The 19,632-nt window shown below is 66.2% G+C and carries 18 protein-coding genes; 11 read left to right on the top strand and 7 right to left on the bottom strand.

Annotated features, from left to right (window positions below; all coding sequences use genetic code 11):
* Positions 1 to 122 precede the first annotated feature (122 nt).
* The 3 genes from secA (at position 123) to ACFFU4_RS04675 (ending at position 5,457) form a co-directional block, all read left to right on the top strand.
* The gene (secA, locus tag ACFFU4_RS04685) at positions 123 to 2,825 is read left to right on the top strand and encodes a preprotein translocase subunit SecA (RefSeq protein ID WP_377067549.1); all 2,703 of its coding nucleotides are present in this window, start codon (positions 123 to 125) and stop codon (positions 2,823 to 2,825) included.
* A 94-nt stretch (positions 2,826 to 2,919) separates the two neighbouring features.
* The gene (locus tag ACFFU4_RS04680; RefSeq protein ID WP_377067547.1) at positions 2,920 to 3,870 is read left to right on the top strand and encodes a hypothetical protein; all 951 of its coding nucleotides are present in this window, start codon (positions 2,920 to 2,922) and stop codon (positions 3,868 to 3,870) included.
* A gap of 24 nt (positions 3,871 to 3,894) precedes the next feature.
* Positions 3,895 to 5,457, top strand: a complete 1,563-nt coding sequence (locus ACFFU4_RS04675; RefSeq protein WP_377067545.1) for a substrate-binding domain-containing protein — start codon at positions 3,895 to 3,897, stop codon at positions 5,455 to 5,457.
* Between the two features lie 4 nt (positions 5,458 to 5,461).
* Here ACFFU4_RS04675 and radC read toward each other — a convergent pair whose 3' ends face one another.
* The 3 genes from radC to dnaK are packed head-to-tail and all read right to left on the bottom strand — an operon-like array spanning position 5,462 to position 9,419.
* Entirely contained in the window at positions 5,462 to 6,226 is a 765-nt protein-coding gene (gene radC / locus ACFFU4_RS04670; protein ID WP_377067543.1) for a RadC family protein, read from the bottom strand.
* A gap of 55 nt (positions 6,227 to 6,281) precedes the next feature.
* Positions 6,282 to 7,445 (bottom strand): molecular chaperone DnaJ, encoded by a 1,164-nt coding sequence (gene dnaJ / locus ACFFU4_RS04665; protein ID WP_377067541.1) that lies wholly within the window; start codon positions 7,443 to 7,445, stop codon positions 6,282 to 6,284.
* A 60-nt stretch (positions 7,446 to 7,505) separates the two neighbouring features.
* Positions 7,506 to 9,419, bottom strand: coding sequence for a molecular chaperone DnaK (dnaK, locus tag ACFFU4_RS04660; RefSeq protein ID WP_377067539.1), 1,914 nt, complete (start codon positions 9,417 to 9,419; stop codon positions 7,506 to 7,508).
* Between the two features lie 220 nt (positions 9,420 to 9,639).
* Here dnaK and ACFFU4_RS04655 point away from each other — a divergent pair, with 220 nt between their 5' ends.
* Complete coding sequence (locus ACFFU4_RS04655) at positions 9,640 to 10,248, top strand: alpha-ketoglutarate-dependent dioxygenase AlkB family protein (protein ID WP_377067537.1); 609 nt, start codon at positions 9,640 to 9,642, stop codon at positions 10,246 to 10,248.
* Between the two features lie 9 nt (positions 10,249 to 10,257).
* Here ACFFU4_RS04655 and ACFFU4_RS04650 read toward each other — a convergent pair whose 3' ends face one another.
* Positions 10,258 to 11,079 carry an ABC transporter permease gene (locus tag ACFFU4_RS04650; protein WP_377067535.1) on the bottom strand — a complete coding sequence of 274 codons (822 nt, stop codon included), beginning with the start codon at positions 11,077 to 11,079 and terminating at the stop codon, positions 10,258 to 10,260.
* Positions 11,080 to 11,212: 133 nt separating this feature from the next.
* Between ACFFU4_RS04650 and cysQ the strand changes: the two genes are divergently transcribed.
* The 5 genes from cysQ (at position 11,213) to ACFFU4_RS04625 (ending at position 15,744) form a co-directional block, all read left to right on the top strand.
* Positions 11,213 to 12,016 carry a 3'(2'),5'-bisphosphate nucleotidase CysQ gene (cysQ, locus tag ACFFU4_RS04645; protein WP_377067533.1) on the top strand — a complete coding sequence of 268 codons (804 nt, stop codon included), beginning with the start codon at positions 11,213 to 11,215 and terminating at the stop codon, positions 12,014 to 12,016.
* Positions 12,013 to 12,813 carry a 3-deoxy-manno-octulosonate cytidylyltransferase gene (locus tag ACFFU4_RS04640; RefSeq protein WP_377067531.1) on the top strand — a complete coding sequence of 267 codons (801 nt, stop codon included), beginning with the start codon at positions 12,013 to 12,015 and terminating at the stop codon, positions 12,811 to 12,813. Before cysQ ends, ACFFU4_RS04640 begins: the two co-directional genes overlap by 4 nt.
* A gap of 41 nt (positions 12,814 to 12,854) precedes the next feature.
* Positions 12,855 to 13,694, top strand: a complete 840-nt coding sequence (locus ACFFU4_RS04635) for a bifunctional allantoicase/(S)-ureidoglycine aminohydrolase (RefSeq protein ID WP_377067529.1) — start codon at positions 12,855 to 12,857, stop codon at positions 13,692 to 13,694.
* 88 nt (positions 13,695 to 13,782) lie between these two features.
* Positions 13,783 to 14,676, top strand: a complete 894-nt coding sequence (galU, locus tag ACFFU4_RS04630) for a UTP--glucose-1-phosphate uridylyltransferase GalU (RefSeq protein WP_377067527.1) — start codon at positions 13,783 to 13,785, stop codon at positions 14,674 to 14,676.
* Positions 14,677 to 14,730: 54 nt separating this feature from the next.
* Positions 14,731 to 15,744, top strand: a complete 1,014-nt coding sequence (locus ACFFU4_RS04625; RefSeq protein ID WP_377067525.1) for a glycosyltransferase family 2 protein — start codon at positions 14,731 to 14,733, stop codon at positions 15,742 to 15,744.
* On the opposite strand, the gene ACFFU4_RS04620 is transcribed toward ACFFU4_RS04625, so the two are convergent.
* The gene (locus tag ACFFU4_RS04620) at positions 15,741 to 16,334 is read right to left on the bottom strand and encodes an HD domain-containing protein (protein ID WP_377067523.1); all 594 of its coding nucleotides are present in this window, start codon (positions 16,332 to 16,334) and stop codon (positions 15,741 to 15,743) included. The genes ACFFU4_RS04625 and ACFFU4_RS04620 overlap by 4 nt on opposite strands.
* Positions 16,335 to 16,363: 29 nt before the next feature.
* A complete protein-coding gene (locus ACFFU4_RS04615; RefSeq protein WP_377067521.1) occupies positions 16,364 to 17,278 on the bottom strand; it encodes an FkbM family methyltransferase in 915 nt (304 codons plus the stop codon).
* A 159-nt stretch (positions 17,279 to 17,437) separates the two neighbouring features.
* Between ACFFU4_RS04615 and ACFFU4_RS04610 the strand changes: the two genes are divergently transcribed.
* Both ACFFU4_RS04610 and ahcY read left to right on the top strand, forming a co-directional pair.
* On the top strand, positions 17,438 to 17,752 hold the full coding sequence (locus tag ACFFU4_RS04610; RefSeq protein ID WP_377067519.1) for a hypothetical protein: 315 nt from the start codon (positions 17,438 to 17,440) through the stop codon (positions 17,750 to 17,752).
* A 71-nt stretch (positions 17,753 to 17,823) separates the two neighbouring features.
* A complete protein-coding gene (ahcY, locus tag ACFFU4_RS04605) occupies positions 17,824 to 19,218 on the top strand; it encodes an adenosylhomocysteinase (RefSeq protein ID WP_377067517.1) in 1,395 nt (464 codons plus the stop codon).
* Between the two features lie 50 nt (positions 19,219 to 19,268).
* Here the strand turns inward: ahcY and ACFFU4_RS04600 are convergent, their stop codons facing one another.
* A complete protein-coding gene (locus tag ACFFU4_RS04600) occupies positions 19,269 to 19,586 on the bottom strand; it encodes a hypothetical protein (RefSeq protein ID WP_377067515.1) in 318 nt (105 codons plus the stop codon).
* Positions 19,587 to 19,632: the final 46 nt, after the last annotated feature.

The following is a 19,632-nucleotide window of genomic DNA, read 5'->3' as shown; positions in this document are numbered from 1 at the left end:
GGCCCCTTACATCGCCTTGGTATCAAGGCGCGGCCCACACACTTGCGCTCGTTTTAGGGCGCACGGGCAGGCGGGGCAAGCGATTGCCGCCGCGAGAGCCGAAACACCGGAACGGATGAGACATGCTTGGTATTGGAACGGTCGCGCGCAAGATTTTCGGCACCCCGAACGATCGCAAGGTCAAGGCAACGCGCCCGCTCGTCGCGCGGATCAACGCGCTGGAGCCGGAATTCGAGGCGCTGAGCGATGCTGGGCTGATCGAGAAGACCGAGGAGTTCCGCAAGCGCGTCGCCAGTGGCGAGAGCCTGGATGCGCTGCTGCCCGAGGCCTTTGCCAATTGCCGCGAGGCGGCGCGCCGGGCGCTGGGGCTGCGTGCCTTCGACGTGCAGCTCATGGGCGGCATGTTCCTGCACCAGGGCAACATCTCGGAGATGAAGACCGGCGAGGGCAAGACGCTGGTGGCCACCCTGCCCGCCTATCTCAATGCGCTGTCGGGCAAGGGTGTTCATATCGTCACCGTCAACGACTATCTCGCCCGGCGCGATGCCGACTGGATGGGCAAGGTCTATGCCGCGCTCGGGCTCAGTACGGGCGTCGTCTATCCGCAACAGCCCGAGGCTGAGAAGCAAGCGGCCTATGGTGCCGATGTGACCTATGCTACCAACAACGAACTCGGTTTCGACTACCTGCGCGACAACATGAAATCCTCGCTCGAGGAAATGAACCAGCGCGGACACAATTTCGCGATCGTCGATGAGGTGGACAGCATCCTGATCGACGAGGCGCGCACGCCGCTGATCATTTCCGGACCGAGCCAGGATCGCAGCGATCTCTACCGCACCATCGACACGCTCATCCCCGAACTGAGCGACGATCACTACTCGCTCGACGAAAAGACCCGCAACGTCACCTTTACCGACGAGGGCAACGAATACCTGGAGAACCTGCTCAAGGAGCGCGGCATCCTGCCCGAGGAGCAATCGCTCTACGATCCCGAGAGCACGACCATCGTGCATCACGTCAATCAGGGCCTGCGCGCGCACAAGCTGTTCAACAAGGACAAGGATTATATCGTGCGCGACGGCGAGGTGGTGCTGGTCGATGAATTCACCGGTCGCATGATGGCCGGGCGGCGCCTGTCCGATGGTCTGCATCAGGCCATCGAGGCCAAGGAAGGCTGTGAGATCCAGCCCGAGAATGTCACGCTCGCCAGCGTCACCTTCCAGAACTACTTCCGTCTCTATGACAAGCTGTCGGGAATGACCGGCACCGCCGTCACCGAGGCCGAGGAATTCGGCGAGATTTACGGTCTCGGCGTGGTCGAGGTGCCCACCAATCAGCCGATCGCGCGGGTCGATCAGGACGACGCGGTCTATCGCACCCAGCAGGAAAAATATGACGCCATCGTCGAGGAAATCCGCGAGGCGCATGACAAGGGGCAGCCGATCCTCGTCGGTACCACCTCGATCGAGAAATCCGAGCTTCTGAGCACGTTGTTGACCAGCGCGGAGATCCCGCACAACGTTCTCAACGCGCGCCAGCACGAGAAAGAGGCGCAGATCATCGCCGATGCGGGCAAGCTGGGCGCGGTGACCATCGCCACCAACATGGCCGGGCGCGGCACCGACATCAAACTCGGCGGCAATGTCGATTTCCAGATCATGGAGGCCATTGCCGCCGATCCCGAGGGCGACCCCGAGGAGATCCGCCGCCGCATCGAGGCGGCGCACGCCGCCGACGAAGAGGCGGTCAAGGCCGCGGGCGGGCTGTTCGTACTGGCCACCGAGCGCCATGAGAGCCGCCGCATCGACAACCAGTTGCGCGGCCGCTCGGGCCGTCAGGGCGATCCCGGTCGCTCGGCCTTCTTTCTCAGCCTCGATGATGACCTGATGCGTATCTTCGGCTCCGAACGGCTGGAAAAGGTGCTCTCGACGCTGGGCATGAAAGAGGGCGAGGCGATCATTCACCCCTGGGTCAACAAATCGCTTGAGCGCGCGCAGGCCAAGGTCGAAGGGCGCAATTTCGACATCCGCAAGCAGTTGCTGAAATTCGACGACGTGATGAACGAACAGCGCAAGGTAATCTTCAAGCAGCGCCTCGACATCATGAAGGCCGAGGACCTGAGGGAGATCGTCGGCGACATGCGCACCGAGGTGATCTCGGACCTCGTCGATCAGTACATGCCGCCTAGGACCTATGCCGACCAGTGGGATACCGACGGGCTTCAGGAGGCCGTGCGCGAACGGCTCTCGATGGACCTGCCGATCGTGGAATGGGCCAACGAGGAAGGCGTGGATGACGAGGACATCGCCGAGCGGCTGGAACGGGCCGCCGACGAGATGATGGCCGCCAAGGCCGCGCAATTCGGCCCCGAGACGATGCGCATGGTCGAAAAGCAGGTGCTGTTGCAGACCATCGACACCAAATGGCGTGAGCACCTTCTGACGCTCGAGCACCTGCGGTCGGTGGTGGGCTTTCGCGGCTATGCACAGCGCGATCCGCTCAACGAGTACAAGAGCGAATCGTTCCAGCTCTTCGAATCGATGCTCGATGGGCTGCGCGCCGATGTGAGCCAGAAGCTCGCGCAGATCCGTCCCATGTCCGAGGAAGAGCAGACCGCTCTCATGCGCGATCTGGAGCAGCAGCGCGCGGCGATGGAAGCCGCGGCGCAGCCGGCGACGGCAGAGACCGAACCGGCGTTTCCCGACGCCACGCCCGGCTTTGTCGAATCGGATCCGACGACTTGGGGCAACCCGGGGCGCAACAATCCCTGCCCGTGCGGATCAGGCCGGAAATTCAAGCATTGCCATGGACGCCTGGCCTGAACCGGGCCGGAATTTCCCCGTTTTCCTGACATCGTGAGGCCATTTTCATTGGCTACCTTCCAGTCTTGGACAAGTCCGAGGTCAGGAGGGCATCATGGCCCATGTGAGGCGTTACATCATCGCGGCGGGAAGCATCCTCGCCGCGCTCGGCTATGCGTTTTTCATGCAGGCCGGGGCATCCTCGCCGCCCGGCGCGGAGCGCGCGGCAGGGATTGCGGAACCGGTGCGGATTTCGGGAATCGAACTGACCTCGGCCCCGGCGCTGCCCGCCATGCCGGGCCCGGCGGCCCTTCCCGGTGCGCAGGTGACCCGAGCCGTGGCGCGCGACATCGCCGCGCCCGGCGATCTTCCGTCCGAAGAGCGCGCGCCATCCTTCGACTGCAAGGCCGCGATGACGGCTTCCGTGCGCGAGGCGGCCATCGTGCGCCTCGATCTTTCGGCACCCTGCCACCCGGATTCGAGGGTCACGCTGCATCATAACGGCATGATGGTCTCGGCGCTCACCGACGCGGACGGGCGCGCGCAAGTCGACATTCCCGCGCTCGCCGGATCGGCGGTGTTCATCGCCTCCTTCGAGAACGGCAAGGGGGCGCTGGCCACGGCCACCATCGAGGATTTCGCGGCACATGACCGCTACGTGGTGCAATGGCACGGCGATGCGCACAGCCTGCGGCTCCACGCCCTCGAATACGGTGCCGATTTCGGCCTGCCCGGTCATGTCTGGAGCGGGGCGGAGCAGGACCGCGGCCAGGGTTTCGTGACACGGCTCGGCGATGACGTGCCCGGACCGGCCATGCGCGCCGAGGTCTATACCTTTCCCACGGCCACCGCCACGCGTGAGGGCTCGGTGGCGTTGCGGCTCGAGGCCGAGGTAACCGATGCCAATTGCGGCCGCGATCTCGAGGCGCAGGGCATATCGACCGACGGCGACGGCGCCGCGCTCCGGGTGCGTGACCTCGTACTGCCAATGCCCGGTTGCGATGCGCTGGGCGAGTATCTGATGTTGAAAAATCTGTTCAATGACCTGAATATCGCGCAAAAATGACGCGACGCTTTCAGGGATCGGATCATGGCGGGACTGCGTGCGGCCAGCCTCGCCGCGCTCTTCGTGACACTTTGCGCGGGGCCGCTCGCGGCGCAGGACGTTTTCCTGCGATCGCATGACGGCGCGGTCGGGATCGAGGGCGATCTCCTCGGCTTCGACGGCGAATTCTATCGGGTCGATACGATTTATGGCGAGCTGACGGTCGATGGCTCGGGGGTGACCTGCGAGGGGCCGGGCTGTCCCGATCTCGAGGCTTTCGTCGCCCGCGCGGTTTTCTCCGGCGCGCCGATCATCGGGCGGGTCCTGTTGCCTTCGCTGCTCGAGGCCTTTGCCATTCGCGATGGCTATGTCCTCCGGCGTCACGACAGCACCGGCGACGATCTGCGCCTGACGCTGCACGCGCGCGGCGACGGCGAGACGCTTCTGGCCGATTTCCGGTTCCGGCTGACCACCTCGGACGAGGGCCTCGCCGATCTTGTCGCGGGCGAGGCCGATATCGCGATGAGCCTCCGAGAGGCGCGGCCGGAGGAGCTGGCCCGCGCCCGCGAGGCGGGGCTGGGCGACCTGACGAAACCGGCGCGGATGCGGGTGCTGGCGCTCGATGCGCTGGTGCCGGTGGTGGCCCCCGCAAATCCGGTTCAGAGCCTGAGCCTGCGCGACCTGTCGCGCACCCTGAAGGGCGAGATTGCCAATTGGTCGGCCCTCGGCGGCCCGGATGCCCCCATCGACCTTCATCTCTGGGCGTCCGAGACCGGGATCGGGCAGGCCACCGCCGACCAGGCCATGCTGCCCGACGGCCGCGACCTGCGCGAGGCGGTCACGCCGCATCGTGACGGCGCGGCGCTGGCCCGGGCGGTCGCGGACAATCCGTTCGCCTTCGGTCTCACGCCGCGCTCGGAGCAGGGCGAGGCGTGGGAGCTGCCGCTGACCGGCCCGTGCGGCTTTGCGCTGCGGGCGGACCGGCGGACGGTCAAGACCGAGGATTACCCGCTGACGGCACCGCTGCTTCTCTATCTTCCCGCCCGCCGGTTCCCCAGGCTGATCCGTGATTTCATCTCATATATCGACGATCCGTCCGCGCAGCTCGTGATCCGGCGCGCCGGGTTCGTGGACCAGGCCCCCGAGGAGATCGGCATCGCGCGGCAGGGCGACCGCTTTGCCAACGCCATCGCCATGGCCGGGGACGAGACCTCGCTCGACGAACTCAAGCGCATGGTCGGGCTGCTGGCCCCGTTGCGTCGGCTGACCACGAGTTTTCGTTTCGAGGCCGGATCGGCGCGGCTCGACGTGCAGTCGCGCTCGAATGTCGAGCGGCTCGCCGACGCGCTGCAACTCGGGCTCTTCGACAACCGGCGGCTGGTGTTCGTCGGCTTCTCGGACAGCAAGGGGCCGGCGACGGCCAACCGCGATATCGCGCGGCGCCGCGCGCAGGCGGTGCGCGATGCGGTCGTGGCGATGGCCAAGACCGCCCGGCTCGACCGGGTCGACATCGCCGTCGATGCCTTTGGCGAGGCGATGCCGATGGCCTGTGACGACACTGCCTGGGGCCGACGGGTGAACCGCCGGGTCGAGGTCTGGGTGCGCTGAGCGCTCAGATGTAGCCCTCGGCGCGCAGGCTGGACTCAGTCGATTTGCCGATGATGACGTGATCGTGCAACACGAGGCCAAGCGCCCCGGCGGCGCGCGCCACCTCGGAGGTCATGGTGATGTCGGCCTGCGAGGGGGTGGGATCGCCGGAGGGATGGTTGTGCACGAGGATGAGCGCGCTCGCGTCGAGCAGCAGCGCCCGCTTGACCACCTCGCGGGGATACACCGGAACGTGATCGACGGTGCCGCGCGCTTGTTCCTCGTCGGCGATGAGCACGTTCTTGCGGTCGAGATAGAACACGCGGAACTGCTCGGTGCCGCGATGCGCCATGCTGGCGCGGCAATACGCGATCAGGGCGCTCCAGGACGAGATCGCCGGCCGCCCCATCACCCGCGCCTGCGCGAGCCGATGCGCGGCGGCCTCGACGATCCGCAACTCGGCGATGACGGCAGGGCCGATCCCGTCGATCTCGCCAAGCTGTTCCGACGGGGCCGAGAGCACACCCGCGAAATCGCCGAATCGCGTCAGCAGGGCATGGGCGATCGGCTTGACGTCGCGGCGGGGGATGGCGCGGAACAGCACCAGTTCGAGCATTTCGTAGTCCGGCACCGCCGCGGCCCCACCCGCGAGAAACCGCTCGCGCAGGCGGCGGCGGTGGTCGCGGATGTATGAGGGGTGCTGCGTGGCCGCACCCGGCGCCGCGACAGGGACGGGCGCACCCGCGAAGAGCGGCAGGCAGGCATCGGAAAAGGCGGGCGGGGTATGCATGCCCCACATCATCGCGCGCCCGCCTTACCACCGAGTTAACGACTGACGGAACCCGTCAGCTTTTCATCGAGTCCCAGAAATCCTTGACCGAAGACAGGAAGCTCTTGCTTTCGGGATTATTGTCCTCGCTCATCGCCTCGAACTCGCGCAGCACTTCCTTTTGACGGCTGGTCAGGTTCACCGGTGTTTCAACCGCGAGCTCGATGAACATGTCGCCATGGCCACCGCCGCGCAGCCCCGGCATCCCCTTGCCGCGCAGGCGCATCTGGCGACCGGATTGCGATCCGCCGGGGATCTTGACGCGGCTGCGGCCGCCGTCGATCGTCGGCACCTCGATGTCACCGCCAAGCGCGGCGCGCGTCATCGAGACCGGCACCCGGCAGTAGAGATTGTTCTCCTCGCGCTCGAATATCTCGTGCGGGGCCACCTCGATGAAGATGTAGAGATCGCCCGCCGGACCGCCGCGCATCCCGGCCTCGCCCTCGCCGGACAGGCGGATGCGCGTGCCGGTCTCGACGCCGGCGGGGATGTTGACGCTGAGCGCGCGTTCCTTGGGCACACGCCCCTGGCCCTGGCATTCCTTGCACGGGTTCTTGACGATCTGACCAAGCCCGCCGCAGGTGGGGCAGGTGCGCTCGACCGTGAAGAAGCCCTGTTGGGCACGCACCTTGCCCATGCCCGAACAGGTCGGGCAGGTGCTCGGCTGTGCGCCGCCCTCGGCACCGGAGCCATCGCAGGCCTCGCATGTCGCGGCGCTGGTGACCTTGATGGTCTTCTGTAGCCCGGCATAGGCCTCTTCGAGCGTCACGCGCATGTTGTAGCGCAGGTCCGCACCGCGCGCTGCGCGCTGCCGCCCGCCGCCGCGCCCGCCGCCCATGAAATCGCCGAACAGGTCGTCGAACACGTCCGAGAAGGCAGAGGCAAAATCGCCCTGCCCCGGCGCGCCGCCGAATCCGCCGCCGGGCCGCGGCCCGCCGCCACCGCCCATGCCCCCCTCGAAGGCGGCATGGCCGAACCGGTCATAGGCGGCCTTTTTTTCGGGGTCCTTGAGGACGTCATAGGCTTCGCCGGCTTCCTTGAACTGGCGTTCGGCGTCTGCGTTGTCCTTGTTGCGGTCCGGGTGCAGCTCCTTCGCCTTCTGGCGATAAGCCTTCTTGATCTCGTCCGCCGAGGCCCCCTTGGACAGGCCGAGCACCTCGTAATAGTCGCGTTTGGCCATCTGGGATCTCCTTCAAGCGCGGGCCGGGGCCGCGCGGGCCCCGGCGCAAGGCGTGTCGCCTCAGCGGCGCTTGTCGTCGTCGATGTCCTCGAAATCGGCATCGACGATGTCGTCCTCGCCGGGCCCGTCATCGGCGGACTTGACCTCGTCATCGGCCTCGTCCTGGCTGGCCTTGTAGATGGCTTCGCCAAGCTTCATCGAGGCCTCGGTGACGTTCTGGATGCCCGACTTGATCTTGTCGGCCGTCACGTCCTCCTTGCCGAGGTCTTCCTTGAGCGCGGAGATCGCAAGCTCGATCGCCTCGACGGTGGTCGGGTCGACCTTGTCGCCGTGCTCCTCGAGGGATTTCTCGGTCGCGTTGACGAGGCTCTCGGCCTGGTTGCGGGCCTCGACGAGTTCGCGGCGGGCCTTGTCGGCCTCGGCGTTCTCCTCGGCCTCCTTGACCATGCGCTCGATGTCCTCGTCGCTCAGGCCGCCGGACGCCTGGATGGTGATCTTCTGCTCCTTGTTGGTGCCCTTGTCCTTGGCACTGACATTGACGATGCCGTTGGCGTCAATGTCAAAGGTCACCTCGATCTGCGGCATGCCGCGCGGTGCCGGCGGGATGTTCTCGAGGTTGAACTGGCCAAGCATCTTGTTGTCGGCAGCCATCTCGCGCTCACCCTGGAAAACGCGGATCGTCACGGCGCTCTGGTTGTCCTCGGCGGTGGAAAAGATTTGCGACTTGTTGGTCGGGATCGTGGTGTTGCGGTCGATCAGGCGCGTGAACACGCCGCCCAATGTCTCGATCCCGAGGCTGAGCGGTGTCACGTCGAGCAGCACCACGTCCTTGACGTCGCCTTGCAACACGCCCGCCTGGATGGCGGCACCCATCGCCACCACCTCGTCGGGGTTGACGCCCTTGTGCGGCTCCTTGCCAAAGAACTTGGTCACTTCCTCCATGACCTTGGGCATCCGCGTCATGCCGCCGACGAGCACCACCTCGTCCACCTCCGACGCCGAGATGCCGGCATCCTTGAGCGCGGCCTTGCACGGCTTGATCGACGCAGTGATCAGATCGCTCACGAGGCTTTCGAGCTTGGCGCGGGTCAGTTTGACCACCATGTGCAGCGGCTGGCCGTTGGAGCCCATCGAGATGAACGGCTGGTTGATCTCGGTCTGGCTCGAGCTCGACAGCTCGATCTTGGCTTTCTCGGCGGCCTCCTTGAGGCGCTGGAGCGCCATCTTGTCCTGCGTCAGGTCAACGCCGTGCTCCTTCTGGAATTCCCCGGCGAGGTAGTTGACGATGCGCATGTCGAAATCCTCGCCGCCGAGGAACGTGTCCCCGTTGGTGGATTTTACCTCGAAGAGGCCATCGTCGATCTCGAGGATGGTCACGTCGAACGTGCCGCCGCCGAGGTCATAGACCGCGATCGTGTGTGTGTTTTCCTTGTCGAGCCCATAGGCGAGCGCGGCCGCGGTCGGCTCGTTGATGATACGCAGCACTTCGAGACCGGCGATCTTGCCGGCATCCTTGGTGGCCTGGCGCTGGGCGTCGTTGAAATAGGCCGGCACGGTGATGACGGCCTGCGTCACCTCCTCGCCGAGATAGCTCTCGGCGGTTTCCTTCATCTTGCCGAGGATGAAGGCGGAAATCTGCGACGGCGAATAATTTTCGCCGCGCGCCTCGACCCATGCGTCGCCGTTGCCGCCGTCGATCACGGAGAACGGCATGTTCTTCTTGTCCTTGGCGAGATCCGGGTCGTTCACCCGGCGTCCGATCAGGCGCTTGACGCCGAAGATCGTGTTTTCCGGGTTGGTCACGGCCTGCCGCTTGGCGGGCTGGCCGACGAGCCGCTCGCTCTCGGTAAAGGCGACGATGGAGGGGGTGGTGCGCGTCCCTTCGGAGTTCTCGATCACGCGCGCCTGGCTGCCATCCATGATGGCGACGCAGCTATTGGTGGTCCCGAGGTCGATACCGATCACTTTGGACATGTTTTCGATCCCTTCTGCTTTAGGCGATGTGGCGGAGACCAGACCCGTTGCGGCATCCGGCCCCCGGTTTTTACGACACGGGAAGCGACACCTGCCGCCTCCCGTTTCGAGCGCTATATAGGGAGGGTGGATCACCCCTGCAAGCATTCCGCCCCGCGCAGTCCGGTCAATTCGACCCGATTGCCACAGGGGCGGGTTGCGTGCGATGCCGGACAGCGGAATGACCGACCCGACCCTCACCCTGCGCGGTGCCGCGCTCTACCGAGGCTGGCTCGATCCGCGGGCACAGGCGCGGCTCGCCGACGAGGTGCGCGCGGTGGTCGCCGCGGCGCCGCTGTTCCGTCCGGTCACGCCCTCGGGCAAGGCGATGAGCGTGCGCATGACCTCGGCCGGGCGGCTGGGCTGGATCACCGACCGCAAGGGCTATCGCTACGAGCCGCGCCACCCCGGCGGCATGGCCTGGCCACCGCTGCCGGACACCGCGCTCGGCGTGTGGCGGGCGCTGGTGGAGGGCGGGCGCGATCCCGATTGCTGCCTGGTGAATTTCTACGAGCCGGAGGCGCGCATGGGCATGCATCAGGACCGTGACGAGGCGGATTTCGACTGGCCCGTGGTGTCGGTCTCGCTCGGTGACGAGGCGCTGTTTCGCGTCGGCAACACCACGCGCGGCGGCAAGACCGAATCGGTCTGGCTGCAATCGGGCGACGTGATCGTGCTGGGCGGCGCGGCGCGGCTGGCCTATCACGGGGTTGACCGGCTCCGCCCGGGATCGTCGCATGTGCTGCGCCGCGCCGGGCGCATCAACCTGACCATGCGCGTGGTCACCTGAGCGCACGCCTCAGCGCCGCGCGCTCCACGACAGCGAGGCGTGACGTCGCGTGTAGAATTCGCCGATCAGCCCGAGCACGACGAGGCAGATGCCGACATAGATCGGGTACATCAGCGATGTCTTGTGCGGGAAGTAATTGATGAACACAAACCCGCGCGCCTGGTCGATATTGTGAAACAGCGGGTTCCACGCGAACATGTTGTACATGGTGGGCGGCAGCATGTTGACCACGAACATCTTGCCCGAGGCGATCATGTTCGCGCGCTGGTAGATCGTGGTAAAGAGGCTGACGAAGGTCGGAAACCACGGCTTGAGCGCGAGCAGCACGAGCCCGGCACCGACGCCGGTGAACCACGCCAGAAGAACCATGCCATAGGCATAGGCCGGCTGGTAGATGGTGATCGGCTTGAAGCCGACATGGTAGACGAACAGCACGATGAACAGCGACAGCGTCTGGATATAGAGCGCCCCGAGCGCCGCCGAGGTTATGCTGATCGCGGTGTTCATCGGCGCGTGCTGCATCATCGGCGATGCGGGCCCCTCCGAGGCCACGACCGCGCCGACCGCCTTGATATGCGTGATGTAGAGAAAGATTCCCGACATCATGAACAGCAGGAAATCGCCGCGCAGCTTGACCGATTTGATCCCGAGCACGCTGAAGAACAGGTAGAAGGCCATCACCATGATGATGACCGTCAGGATGTTGAGCCCGAGCGCCACCACCGCGTTGCCGTGCTGCGCGCGGATGCTGCGCACGGTGTTGTGGTAGATCAACTCGAGGATCACGATTGCCGAACGCAGCGGAGACGAAGGACGAACGGTCTTGAACATGCGCTGTTGCCTCGTTCCCGGCGCGCCTGCGCCCGGCTCCTTGCCGATCCGCGGCGAAGCTAGCATAAGGGGTGTCGATTGATCCATCCACTAGTGCCTTAAAGTGGCGCAAATCAGGCAGGGGAACGACGATTTGGAGCAGGAACGTTTGATCGCGGAAATGCGTCGGCTGGCGATTGCCGCGGGCGCGCGGATCATGGAGATCTACGAGGGCCCGGATTTCGAGGTAAAGGTGAAATCGGATGCGAGCCCCGTCACCGAGGCCGACGAGGCGGCGGATGCGCTGATCTCGGCGGGGCTGCGCGCGGCGTTTCCCGATGTGGCGCTCGTGACCGAGGAACAGGCCGCCTCGCACGGGCAGAGCGTGACCAGTTTTCTCATTGTCGATCCGCTGGACGGGACCAGGGAATTCATCAACCGGCGGGGCGATTTCACTGTCAATATCGCCTGGGTCGAGGATTGCATGCCGGTGCGTGGCATCGTCTATGCGCCCGCGCGGGGCCGCATGTTCTATACCCTGCCCGATGGCCGCGCGGTCGAGGAGGCGGGGCCGTTCGATCCCGACACGCCCGGCGCACAGACCCCGCTGCGCGTTTCGCAGCCAGACAATGCCGCGCTGATGGTGGTGGCGTCCAAGTCGCATCGCGATCAGGCCACCGACGATTATATCTCGCGCTACAATGTGCGCGACATGACGAGCGCGGGGTCGTCGCTCAAGTTCTGTCTCGTGGCGAGCGGCGAGGCCGATCTCTACCCGCGGCTTGGCCGCACCATGGAATGGGACACCGCCGCCGGCCACGCCGTGCTGGCAGGCGCCGGGGGGCGCGTGCTGCGGTTTGACGACCTGACGCCGCTCGCCTATGGCAAGCCCGGTTTCGAGAACCCGTTCTTCATCGCCTGCGCGCCGGGCGTCGATCTGGTGGCGGGGCCGGAATGAGCACCCTCGTCGTCATCCCCGCGCGCTACGCCTCGACGCGCTATCCCGGCAAGCCGCTGGTGCCGCTGCGCGGGGCCACCGGCGAGTCGCGGACGCTGATCGAACGCTCCTGGCAGGCGGCGCGCGCCGTGCCGGGGGTGGACCGGGTGGTCGTGGCCACCGATGACGCGCGCATCCGCGACGCGGCCGAGGGGGTCGGCGCAGAGGTGGTCATGACACCAGAGACCTGCGCCAACGGCACCGAGCGCTGCGCTGCGGCCCATGCCGCGCTGGGCGGTGGATACGAGATTGTCGTCAACCTTCAGGGTGATGCGCCGCTTACCCCGCCGTGGTTCGTGTCGGACCTCGTGGCCGGGCTGCGCGCCGATGACGGCGCGGAGGCCGCGACGCCGGTGCTGCGCTGCGACGGGCGCGCGTTGAACGGCTTCCTTCAGGACCGCGCCGGGGGCCGCGTCGGCGGCACCACCGCCGTGTTCGATCGCTCCCGCCACGCGCTCTATTTCTCCAAGGAGGTGATCCCCTTCACGCCCGCGCGCTACGACGATACCGATGCCACGCCGGTGTTTCACCATGTCGGGGTCTATGCCTATCGTGCAGCGGCACTTGCGGCCTATCCGGGTTGGGCGCCGGGGCCGCTCGAGGGGCTGGAGGGGCTGGAACAGTTGCGCTTTCTCGAAAACGGACGCGCCATGCTCTGCGTCGAGGTGGAGGCGCGCGGGCGGCAGTTCTGGGAGCTCAACAACCCCGAGGACGTGCCGCGCCTCGAGGCGATGATGCAGGAGATGGATATCGCCTGAGCGCCGCGACGCGCCGGGCCAAGCGGGGGAGAGGCCACGCCATGACCGACCGGACCTATCACGCGCCCGGGGGCGGGCTGCCGCCGCAGACCCGGCTGATGACCGGGCGCGCGGTGTTCACCGAGGCTTATGCCGTGATCCCAGGCGGCTGCCTCAGCGATATCGTCACGAGCCTGCTGCCATTCTGGGAGGGCGCGCGGTTCTGGGTGCTGGCGCGGCCGATGTCGGGCTTTGCCGAGACCTTCTCGCAATATATCGCCGAAATCGCCCCCGGCGGCGGCAGCGACCGCCCCGAGACCGGGGCGGGCACGCAGGCGGCGCTTTTCGTGCTGGATGGTGCGATGCGGCTCGATATCGGCGGCAAGGCGCATGATCTCGGGCCGGGCGGCTACGCCCATATCCCGCCCGATACCGAATGGCGTCTGCGCAACGCGGGCGAAGTGCCGCTGCGCTTTCACTGGTTCCGCAAGCGCTACGTCGCGGTCGAGGGGCTGGACCCGCCGCCGCCCCTTGTGTGCAACGAGCGCGATATCCCACCCGACCCGATGCCCGACACCAATGGCGTCTGGGCGACCACCCGGTTCACCGACCCCGCCGATCTGCGCCACGACATGCACGTCAACATCGTCACCTTTCAGCCCGGCGGTGTGATCCCCTTCGAGGAAACGCATGTGATGGAGCACGGCATCTACATCCTCGAGGGCAAGGCGGTCTACCGGCTCAACCGCGATTGGGTCGAGGTGGAGGCGGGCGATTACATCCGGCTGCGCGCCTTCTGTCCGCAGGCCTGTTATGCCGCCGGGCCGGGGCCGTTCCGCTATCTCCTCTACAAGGATGTCAACCGCCACATGCCGCTGGCAGAGCCATGTCGCATCAGGTGACAAGAAATACCCACAGTTTCTCCTTAACCTGATGCAAATATGCGCGCAGTTATGTATTGTGGCGCAAAAATTCGAGTGGGAGCAGTTCATGCGTAAACGAGTGACCAAGGCGATCTTTCCGGTGGCCGGGCTCGGGACACGGTTTCTTCCGGCGACGAAATCGGTGCCCAAGGAAATCATGACGCTGGTCGATCGGCCGCTGGTGCAATACGCTATCGATGAGGCGCGTGCCGCCGGGATCAAGGAATTCATCTTCATCACCTCGCGCGGCAAGAACGCACTCGAGGATTATTTCGACTGTGCCCCGCAGCTCGAGCAGGAGCTGCGCAAGAAGGGCAAGGAAGAGCTTCTCGACATCCTCAAGTCCACCAACATGGACTCGGGCGAGATCGCCTACATGCGACAGCACAAGCCGCTGGGCCTTGGCCACGCGGTGTGGTGCGCGCGCCGCTTCATCGCCAACGAGCCGTTTGCCGTGATCCTGCCCGATGACGTGATCGCTGCGGAAAAGCCCTGCCTGCAACAGATGGTCGAGGCGTTCGAGGAGACCGGCGGCAACATGGTCGCCGCGATGGAGGTGCCCGACGAGCGGACCAATGCCTACGGTATCCTCGACGTGCGCGAGGACATGGGCAGCATCGTCTCGACCAAGGGCATGGTGGAAAAGCCCGAGGCAGGCACGGCCCCGTCCAACCTCGCGGTGATCGGGCGCTATATCCTCACACCGACGGTGCTTCAGAAACTCAACAGGAAACAGACCGGCGCGGGCGGCGAAATCCAGCTTACCGACGCGATCGACGCGGCGCGCGAGGATGGCGAGGATGTCTATGGCTTCCGCTTCCGCGGTCAGCGCTTCGATTGCGGGTCCAAGGCCGGGTTCCTGCAGGCGACGGTGGCCTTCGCGCTGGCGCGCGACGACCTGCGCGACGATCTGTGGAATTACATTTCCGACACGGTGCACGCCGACAAGGCCGCACAATAGGGCGTCCCCGGCGCTGCGTCCGTGCACGAAGGGCGGCAGGCCGTGCGCGCGAGCATGAGCGATCTTATCCTCGCCTACCGGCTGCGCCTGCGGCGGCGCAGGCTGCTGGCGCGGGCCGTGGCCAGGCGGCGGCAGTTGCGCACCCTCGCCGACAGAACCGCGGCCATCGGCGCGGGCGACATCCTGTGCTTTGCCACCATGCGCAACGAGGCGGCGCGGATCGGGCATTTCCTCGCCCACCACCGGCGTCTGGGTGTCGGTCACTTCATGATCGTCGACAATAACAGCGACGATGGCACGCGCGACCATCTCGCCGCGCAAGGCGACGTGTCGCTCTGGACCACCGGCCACAGCTACAAGCGGTCGCGCTTCGGCATGGACTGGCTGACATGGCTGATGATGCGGCACGGCCACGGGCACTGGTGCCTGACGCTCGATGCCGACGAATGCCTCGTCTATCCCTATCACGAGACGCGGCCACTGGCCGCGCTCTGCGACTGGCTGGAGCGGCAGGGCCGCGCCTCGATGGGCGCGCTGATGCTCGACATGTATCCCGGGGGGCGGCTCTCGGATCAGCCCTGCACGCAGGGAGAGGACCCCTTCAGGGCGCTATGCTGGTTCGACGCGGGCAATTACGCGATGCGCCGCAAGCGCGACTTGCAGAACCTCTGGATTCAGGGCGGGCCGCGCGCGCGCCTGTTCTTCGCCTCCGAGCCGCGCCGCGCGCCCACGATGGGCAAGGTGCCGCTGGTGAAATGGCACTGGCGCTATGCCTATGTCAGTTCCACCCACAGCCTGCTGCCCCGGTGTCTCAACCATGTCTATGCCACCGACGGGGGCGAGCTTACCTCCGGCGTGCTGCTGCACTCGAAATTCCTCGCCACGGCGGTGACCCACGCGGCCGAGGAAAAGCACCGGCAGGAGCATTTCGCCAACAGCGCGCTCTATGACGGCTACTACGACGCGCTCACCGCCGACCCGGACCTGTGGTGCCCGCGCTCCACCCGGCTCACTGGCTGGCGACAGCTCGAGGCGCTGGGCCTGATGTCGCGGGGGGGGTGGATCTAATCCAATTCCGCCATCAGCGCCGCGTGCCGCGCGAGATAGGCCGCGCGCGTCTCGACCGGCGGGCGCAGGGTCAGGGTCAGGCCCTCCATCACCGTCGCGTCGGGCTTGCCGAAGAAGCGGTCGGCCTCGGGGACCGTAAAGCCCGCGATCTGCGTGGCCTCCATCCAGGCGCTGATCCGGTCGGCGCGCTTGATCTGGCGCTTGACCTGCGCGGGCAGGGTGGCGGGCAGACCAAAGCGGATATGCACCGCCGCCGCGAGCCGCTTGTCGAGCTCGTCATAGCCCGGCCCGACCGCGGTCTTCACCGGTGAGATCATGTCGCCGATCACGTATTCGGGCGCATCGTGCAACAGCGCCGCGAGCCGCCATTTCGCGGGGGCACGCGGGCTCAGGCGGGCATGAAGCCGTTCGACCAGCAAGGAATGCTCGGCCACCGAATAGGGAAAATCCCCCTCCGTCTGCCCGTTCCAGCGCGCGACGAAGCTGAGACCGTGGGCGATATCCTCGATCTCGACATCGACGGGGGTCGGGTCGAGCAGGTCGAGCCGGCGACCCGAGAGCATCTTTTGCCAGGCGCGGGGTGTGGGCATTGGGTCTCCGGTCTCGTGACCGGCCCTGATTAGCCGGAGCTCGGGTGATTTGCAAAGCGTGTGGCGATTGCGCTCAGAAGCGGCGAGTCGGCCCGCGCGGCGACGAAATTGTAGCCCTTGCAGGGATCGCGCTTGAGGGCGCGGATGGTGGCCACATCGGGCATCGGCTGCAGCCCGTTTTCGCAGGAATAGAGCCGCATTTCCGGCATCGCCAGCAGATGCGCACTGACCGTGCAGGCCGGGTCATTGCCATGATCCTCGTAGATCAGCACCGCGCCGTCGGCAAGCGCGCGGGCCCCGCCGCGCATCGCCGCGATCTCGGCCCCTTCGACATCCAGCTTGACGAGTGCCGGGGGGCCCGCGGGCACAAGGTCGTCAATGGCCAGCGTGGTCACGGTCTCGGTGCGGTCCTGCGCGCGCAACGGCGCGTCGCCCGCCAGCCGCGCGGAGGCGTGGCTGAGATGCGTGTTGACGAAACCGAGCGCCTCACCGGTGCGCGCGTGGATCGCGGCGCGGTGCAGGGTGACATTGGCCAGATGCCCGGCATTGGCGTGCAATGCGGCGAAGGTCTCCGCCGACGCCTCCACCGCGATCACCCGGTCAATGAGCGGCGCGGCGCGGGTGGTCCAGTATCCCTTGTTGGCCCCGAGATCGCAAAAGAGCGGCGTCGCCCCGGTGGCGGCGCGCAGCACGGCGGCAACCTCCGGCTCATAAGGCGCGCGCCACAGCGCGAACCGCGTCCAGTACCCGTCGTCGAGCGCAATGCGATAGGGCGGCGCGCCGTCCTCGTGCAGCCAGACCGCGGTGCCGGACGGAAACAGCCGCCCCAGCCCCCGCGCAAAGCGGCCATAGAGACCGCGCGTCACCGCGACGCGAAACAGCGTCATCAGGAGCATGTATTGCAGCCGCGCGATGGGGCCGGAAAAGGTCAGGTGGCGTGTCATTCACCCGAGGTAGCGCCTGCGCGCGTGCGGCACCAGAGGCACACGCCGGCCTCGCGCGGTTGTGCGCCGAATTTTAGTGCCGGACCCCGCTGCCATCCCCGGATTCAGGGCAGAGGCGGCGCGCCCCCTGCGTCCCGCCCCGCATCAATGGAGGATACCATGTTCAAACGTCTTTGCTCCACTGCGCTCATCTTCGGTGCCGCGGCCCTCGCCCCGCCGCTTGCGGCGCAGGCGCAGGGCGTGGCCTGCCTGCCGCGCGACGCGCTCGTCGAGCGGCTCGAATCCCGCTACAAGGAGAGCCTCGCCGGAGGCGGATTGCAGAGCCCGCAGCAGATGATCGAGGTCTGGGCCTCGCCGGAGGCCGGCAGCTTTACCGTCTTCATCACCCGGCCCAATGGCGTGGGCTGTGTCGTGGCGACCGGCCGGCACTGGACCGGAGCCACCATTGCCAACGCCGAGGGTGTGGCCGGGTAATCGCACGTTGCCCATGTGGGGGCCGGGTGCTATCTGCCTTGCAAAATTCTCTCGCAAGGAGCCGCCTCCACATGGCACAGGATTACATCGTCAAGGACATCTCGCTCGCGGGTTATGGCCGCAAGGAACTCGATATCGCCGAAACCGAGATGCCCGGCCTGATGGCGCTCCGCGCCGAGTATGGCGAGGCCAGGCCGCTCAAGGGCGCACGCATCGCGGGCAGCCTGCACATGACCGTCCAGACCGCCGTGCTGATCGAGACGCTGGCCGAACTGGGCGCCGATGTGCGCTGGGCGTCCTGCAACATCTTCTCCACCCAGGATCACGCCGCGGCGGTCATCGCCGAGGGCGGCACGCCGGTCTTTGCCATCAAGGGCGAGACGCTGGAGGAATACTGGGACTACTGCGACCGGATCTTTCAGTTTCCCGAGGGCGGCGCAAACATGATCCTCGACGATGGCGGTGACGCCACGCTCTACATCCTGATGGGGGCCCGCGTCGAGGAGGGCGAGACCGACCTGATCGAGACGCCCACCTCGGATGAGGAAGTGGCGCTCTTTGCCCAGATCCGCAAACGCATGGCCCAAAGCCCCGGCTGGTTCGTGAAACAGCGTCACATGATCAAGGGTGTCAGCGAGGAAACCACCACCGGCGTGCACCGGCTCTACAAGATGATGGAAAAGGGCCACCTGCCGTTCCCGGCGATCAACGTCAACGACAGCGTGACCAAGTCGAAATTCGACAACAAGTACGGCTGCAAGGAAAGCCTCGTCGACGGCATCCGCCGCGCCACCGACACGATGATGGCGGGCAAGGTCGCCGTCGTGATGGGCTATGGCGACGTGGGCAAGGGCTCTGCGGCGTCATTGCGCGGCGCCGGTGCGCGCGTCAAGGTGACCGAGGTCGATCCGATCTGCGCGCTTCAGGCGGCGATGGACGGCTTCGAGGTGGTGACGCTCGAGGATGTGGTCGAGAGCGCCGACATCTTCATCACCACCACCGGCAACAAGGACGTGATCCGCATCGAGCATATGCGCGCGATGAAGGACATGGCGATCGTCGGCAATATCGGCCATTTCGACAACGAGATCCAAGTCGCCAACCTGAAGAACCACAAATGGACCAACATCAAGGATCAGGTGGACATGATCGAGATGCCCTCGGGCAACCGCATCATCCTGCTCAGCGAGGGGCGCCTGCTGAACCTCGGCAACGCCACCGGGCACCCCAGCTTCGTGATGTCGGCCAGCTTCACCAACCAGGTGCTGGCGCAGATCGAACTCTGGGTCAGGGGCGAGAACTACGGCAATGAGGTCTATGTCCTTCCCAAGCATCTCGATGAAAAGGTCGCGCGCCTGCATCTCGACCGCATCGGCGTCAAGCTGACCGAACTGCGCCCCGATCAGGCGGAGTATATCGGGGTGACACCGGAGGGGCCGTTCAAGCCCGAACATTACCGCTACTGAGCAACACCGCGCGCCGGCCCGCCCGGCGGCGGGCTTCTGGCAGGCCCGCCTTAGTTGGTCGTCGTGGTCGAACTGCTGCTGCCGCCACTCGCGGCGGCGGCCACGGCGGCGGCCGCGGCGATGCCAAGCCCGACCGCACCGGCCACGCCCAAACCACCGGCCAATCCTGCGGCTGTGCCTGCACCTGCCGCACCGGACCCCGCAGCACCTGCGGTGCCTGTCCCCGCGCTTGCGCTGCCCGTGCCGGTGCCTGCGGCACCTGTGTTCGCCGACCCGCTGCCGGAGGCCGGATCAGCCTGCGCCAGGACCGGCGATGCGAGCATCGTGGACATCGAGACCGCCGCGGCGATGGTTGCAATCTTTTTCATGGCAAACCCCGGGATTGTTACACACGTTCCAAAGACATCATACACG

Source organism: Roseovarius ramblicola (assembly GCF_042430665.1).
GTDB lineage: Bacteria > Pseudomonadota > Alphaproteobacteria > Rhodobacterales > Rhodobacteraceae > Roseovarius > Roseovarius ramblicola.
This window is presented reverse-complemented; position numbering and strand designations above follow the sequence as displayed.

Excerpts from the sequence above, each read along its gene's own strand:
- ACFFU4_RS04620 (WP_377067523.1), bottom strand. The coding sequence starts at position 16,334 with ATGCCCACACCCCGCGCCTGGCAAAAGATGCTCTCGGGTCGCCGGCTC.
- galU (WP_377067527.1), top strand. The coding sequence starts at position 13,783 with ATGCGTAAACGAGTGACCAAGGCGATCTTTCCGGTGGCCGGGCTCGGG.
- ACFFU4_RS04635 (WP_377067529.1), top strand. The coding sequence starts at position 12,855 with ATGACCGACCGGACCTATCACGCGCCCGGGGGCGGGCTGCCGCCGCAG.
- dnaJ (WP_377067541.1), bottom strand. The coding sequence starts at position 7,445 with ATGGCCAAACGCGACTATTACGAGGTGCTCGGCCTGTCCAAGGGGGCC.
- ACFFU4_RS04600 (WP_377067515.1), bottom strand. The coding sequence starts at position 19,586 with ATGAAAAAGATTGCAACCATCGCCGCGGCGGTCTCGATGTCCACGATG.
- ACFFU4_RS04680 (WP_377067547.1), top strand. The coding sequence starts at position 2,920 with ATGGCCCATGTGAGGCGTTACATCATCGCGGCGGGAAGCATCCTCGCC.
- ACFFU4_RS04610 (WP_377067519.1), top strand. The coding sequence starts at position 17,438 with ATGTTCAAACGTCTTTGCTCCACTGCGCTCATCTTCGGTGCCGCGGCC.
- radC (WP_377067543.1), bottom strand. The coding sequence starts at position 6,226 with ATGCATACCCCGCCCGCCTTTTCCGATGCCTGCCTGCCGCTCTTCGCG.
- ACFFU4_RS04650 (WP_377067535.1), bottom strand. The coding sequence starts at position 11,079 with ATGTTCAAGACCGTTCGTCCTTCGTCTCCGCTGCGTTCGGCAATCGTG.
- ACFFU4_RS04655 (WP_377067537.1), top strand. The coding sequence starts at position 9,640 with ATGACCGACCCGACCCTCACCCTGCGCGGTGCCGCGCTCTACCGAGGC.
- ACFFU4_RS04640 (WP_377067531.1), top strand. The coding sequence starts at position 12,013 with ATGAGCACCCTCGTCGTCATCCCCGCGCGCTACGCCTCGACGCGCTAT.
- ahcY (WP_377067517.1), top strand. The coding sequence starts at position 17,824 with ATGGCACAGGATTACATCGTCAAGGACATCTCGCTCGCGGGTTATGGC.
- secA (WP_377067549.1), top strand. The coding sequence starts at position 123 with ATGCTTGGTATTGGAACGGTCGCGCGCAAGATTTTCGGCACCCCGAAC.
- ACFFU4_RS04675 (WP_377067545.1), top strand. The coding sequence starts at position 3,895 with ATGGCGGGACTGCGTGCGGCCAGCCTCGCCGCGCTCTTCGTGACACTT.
- ACFFU4_RS04615 (WP_377067521.1), bottom strand. The coding sequence starts at position 17,278 with ATGACACGCCACCTGACCTTTTCCGGCCCCATCGCGCGGCTGCAATAC.
- ACFFU4_RS04625 (WP_377067525.1), top strand. The coding sequence starts at position 14,731 with ATGAGCGATCTTATCCTCGCCTACCGGCTGCGCCTGCGGCGGCGCAGG.
- dnaK (WP_377067539.1), bottom strand. The coding sequence starts at position 9,419 with ATGTCCAAAGTGATCGGTATCGACCTCGGGACCACCAATAGCTGCGTC.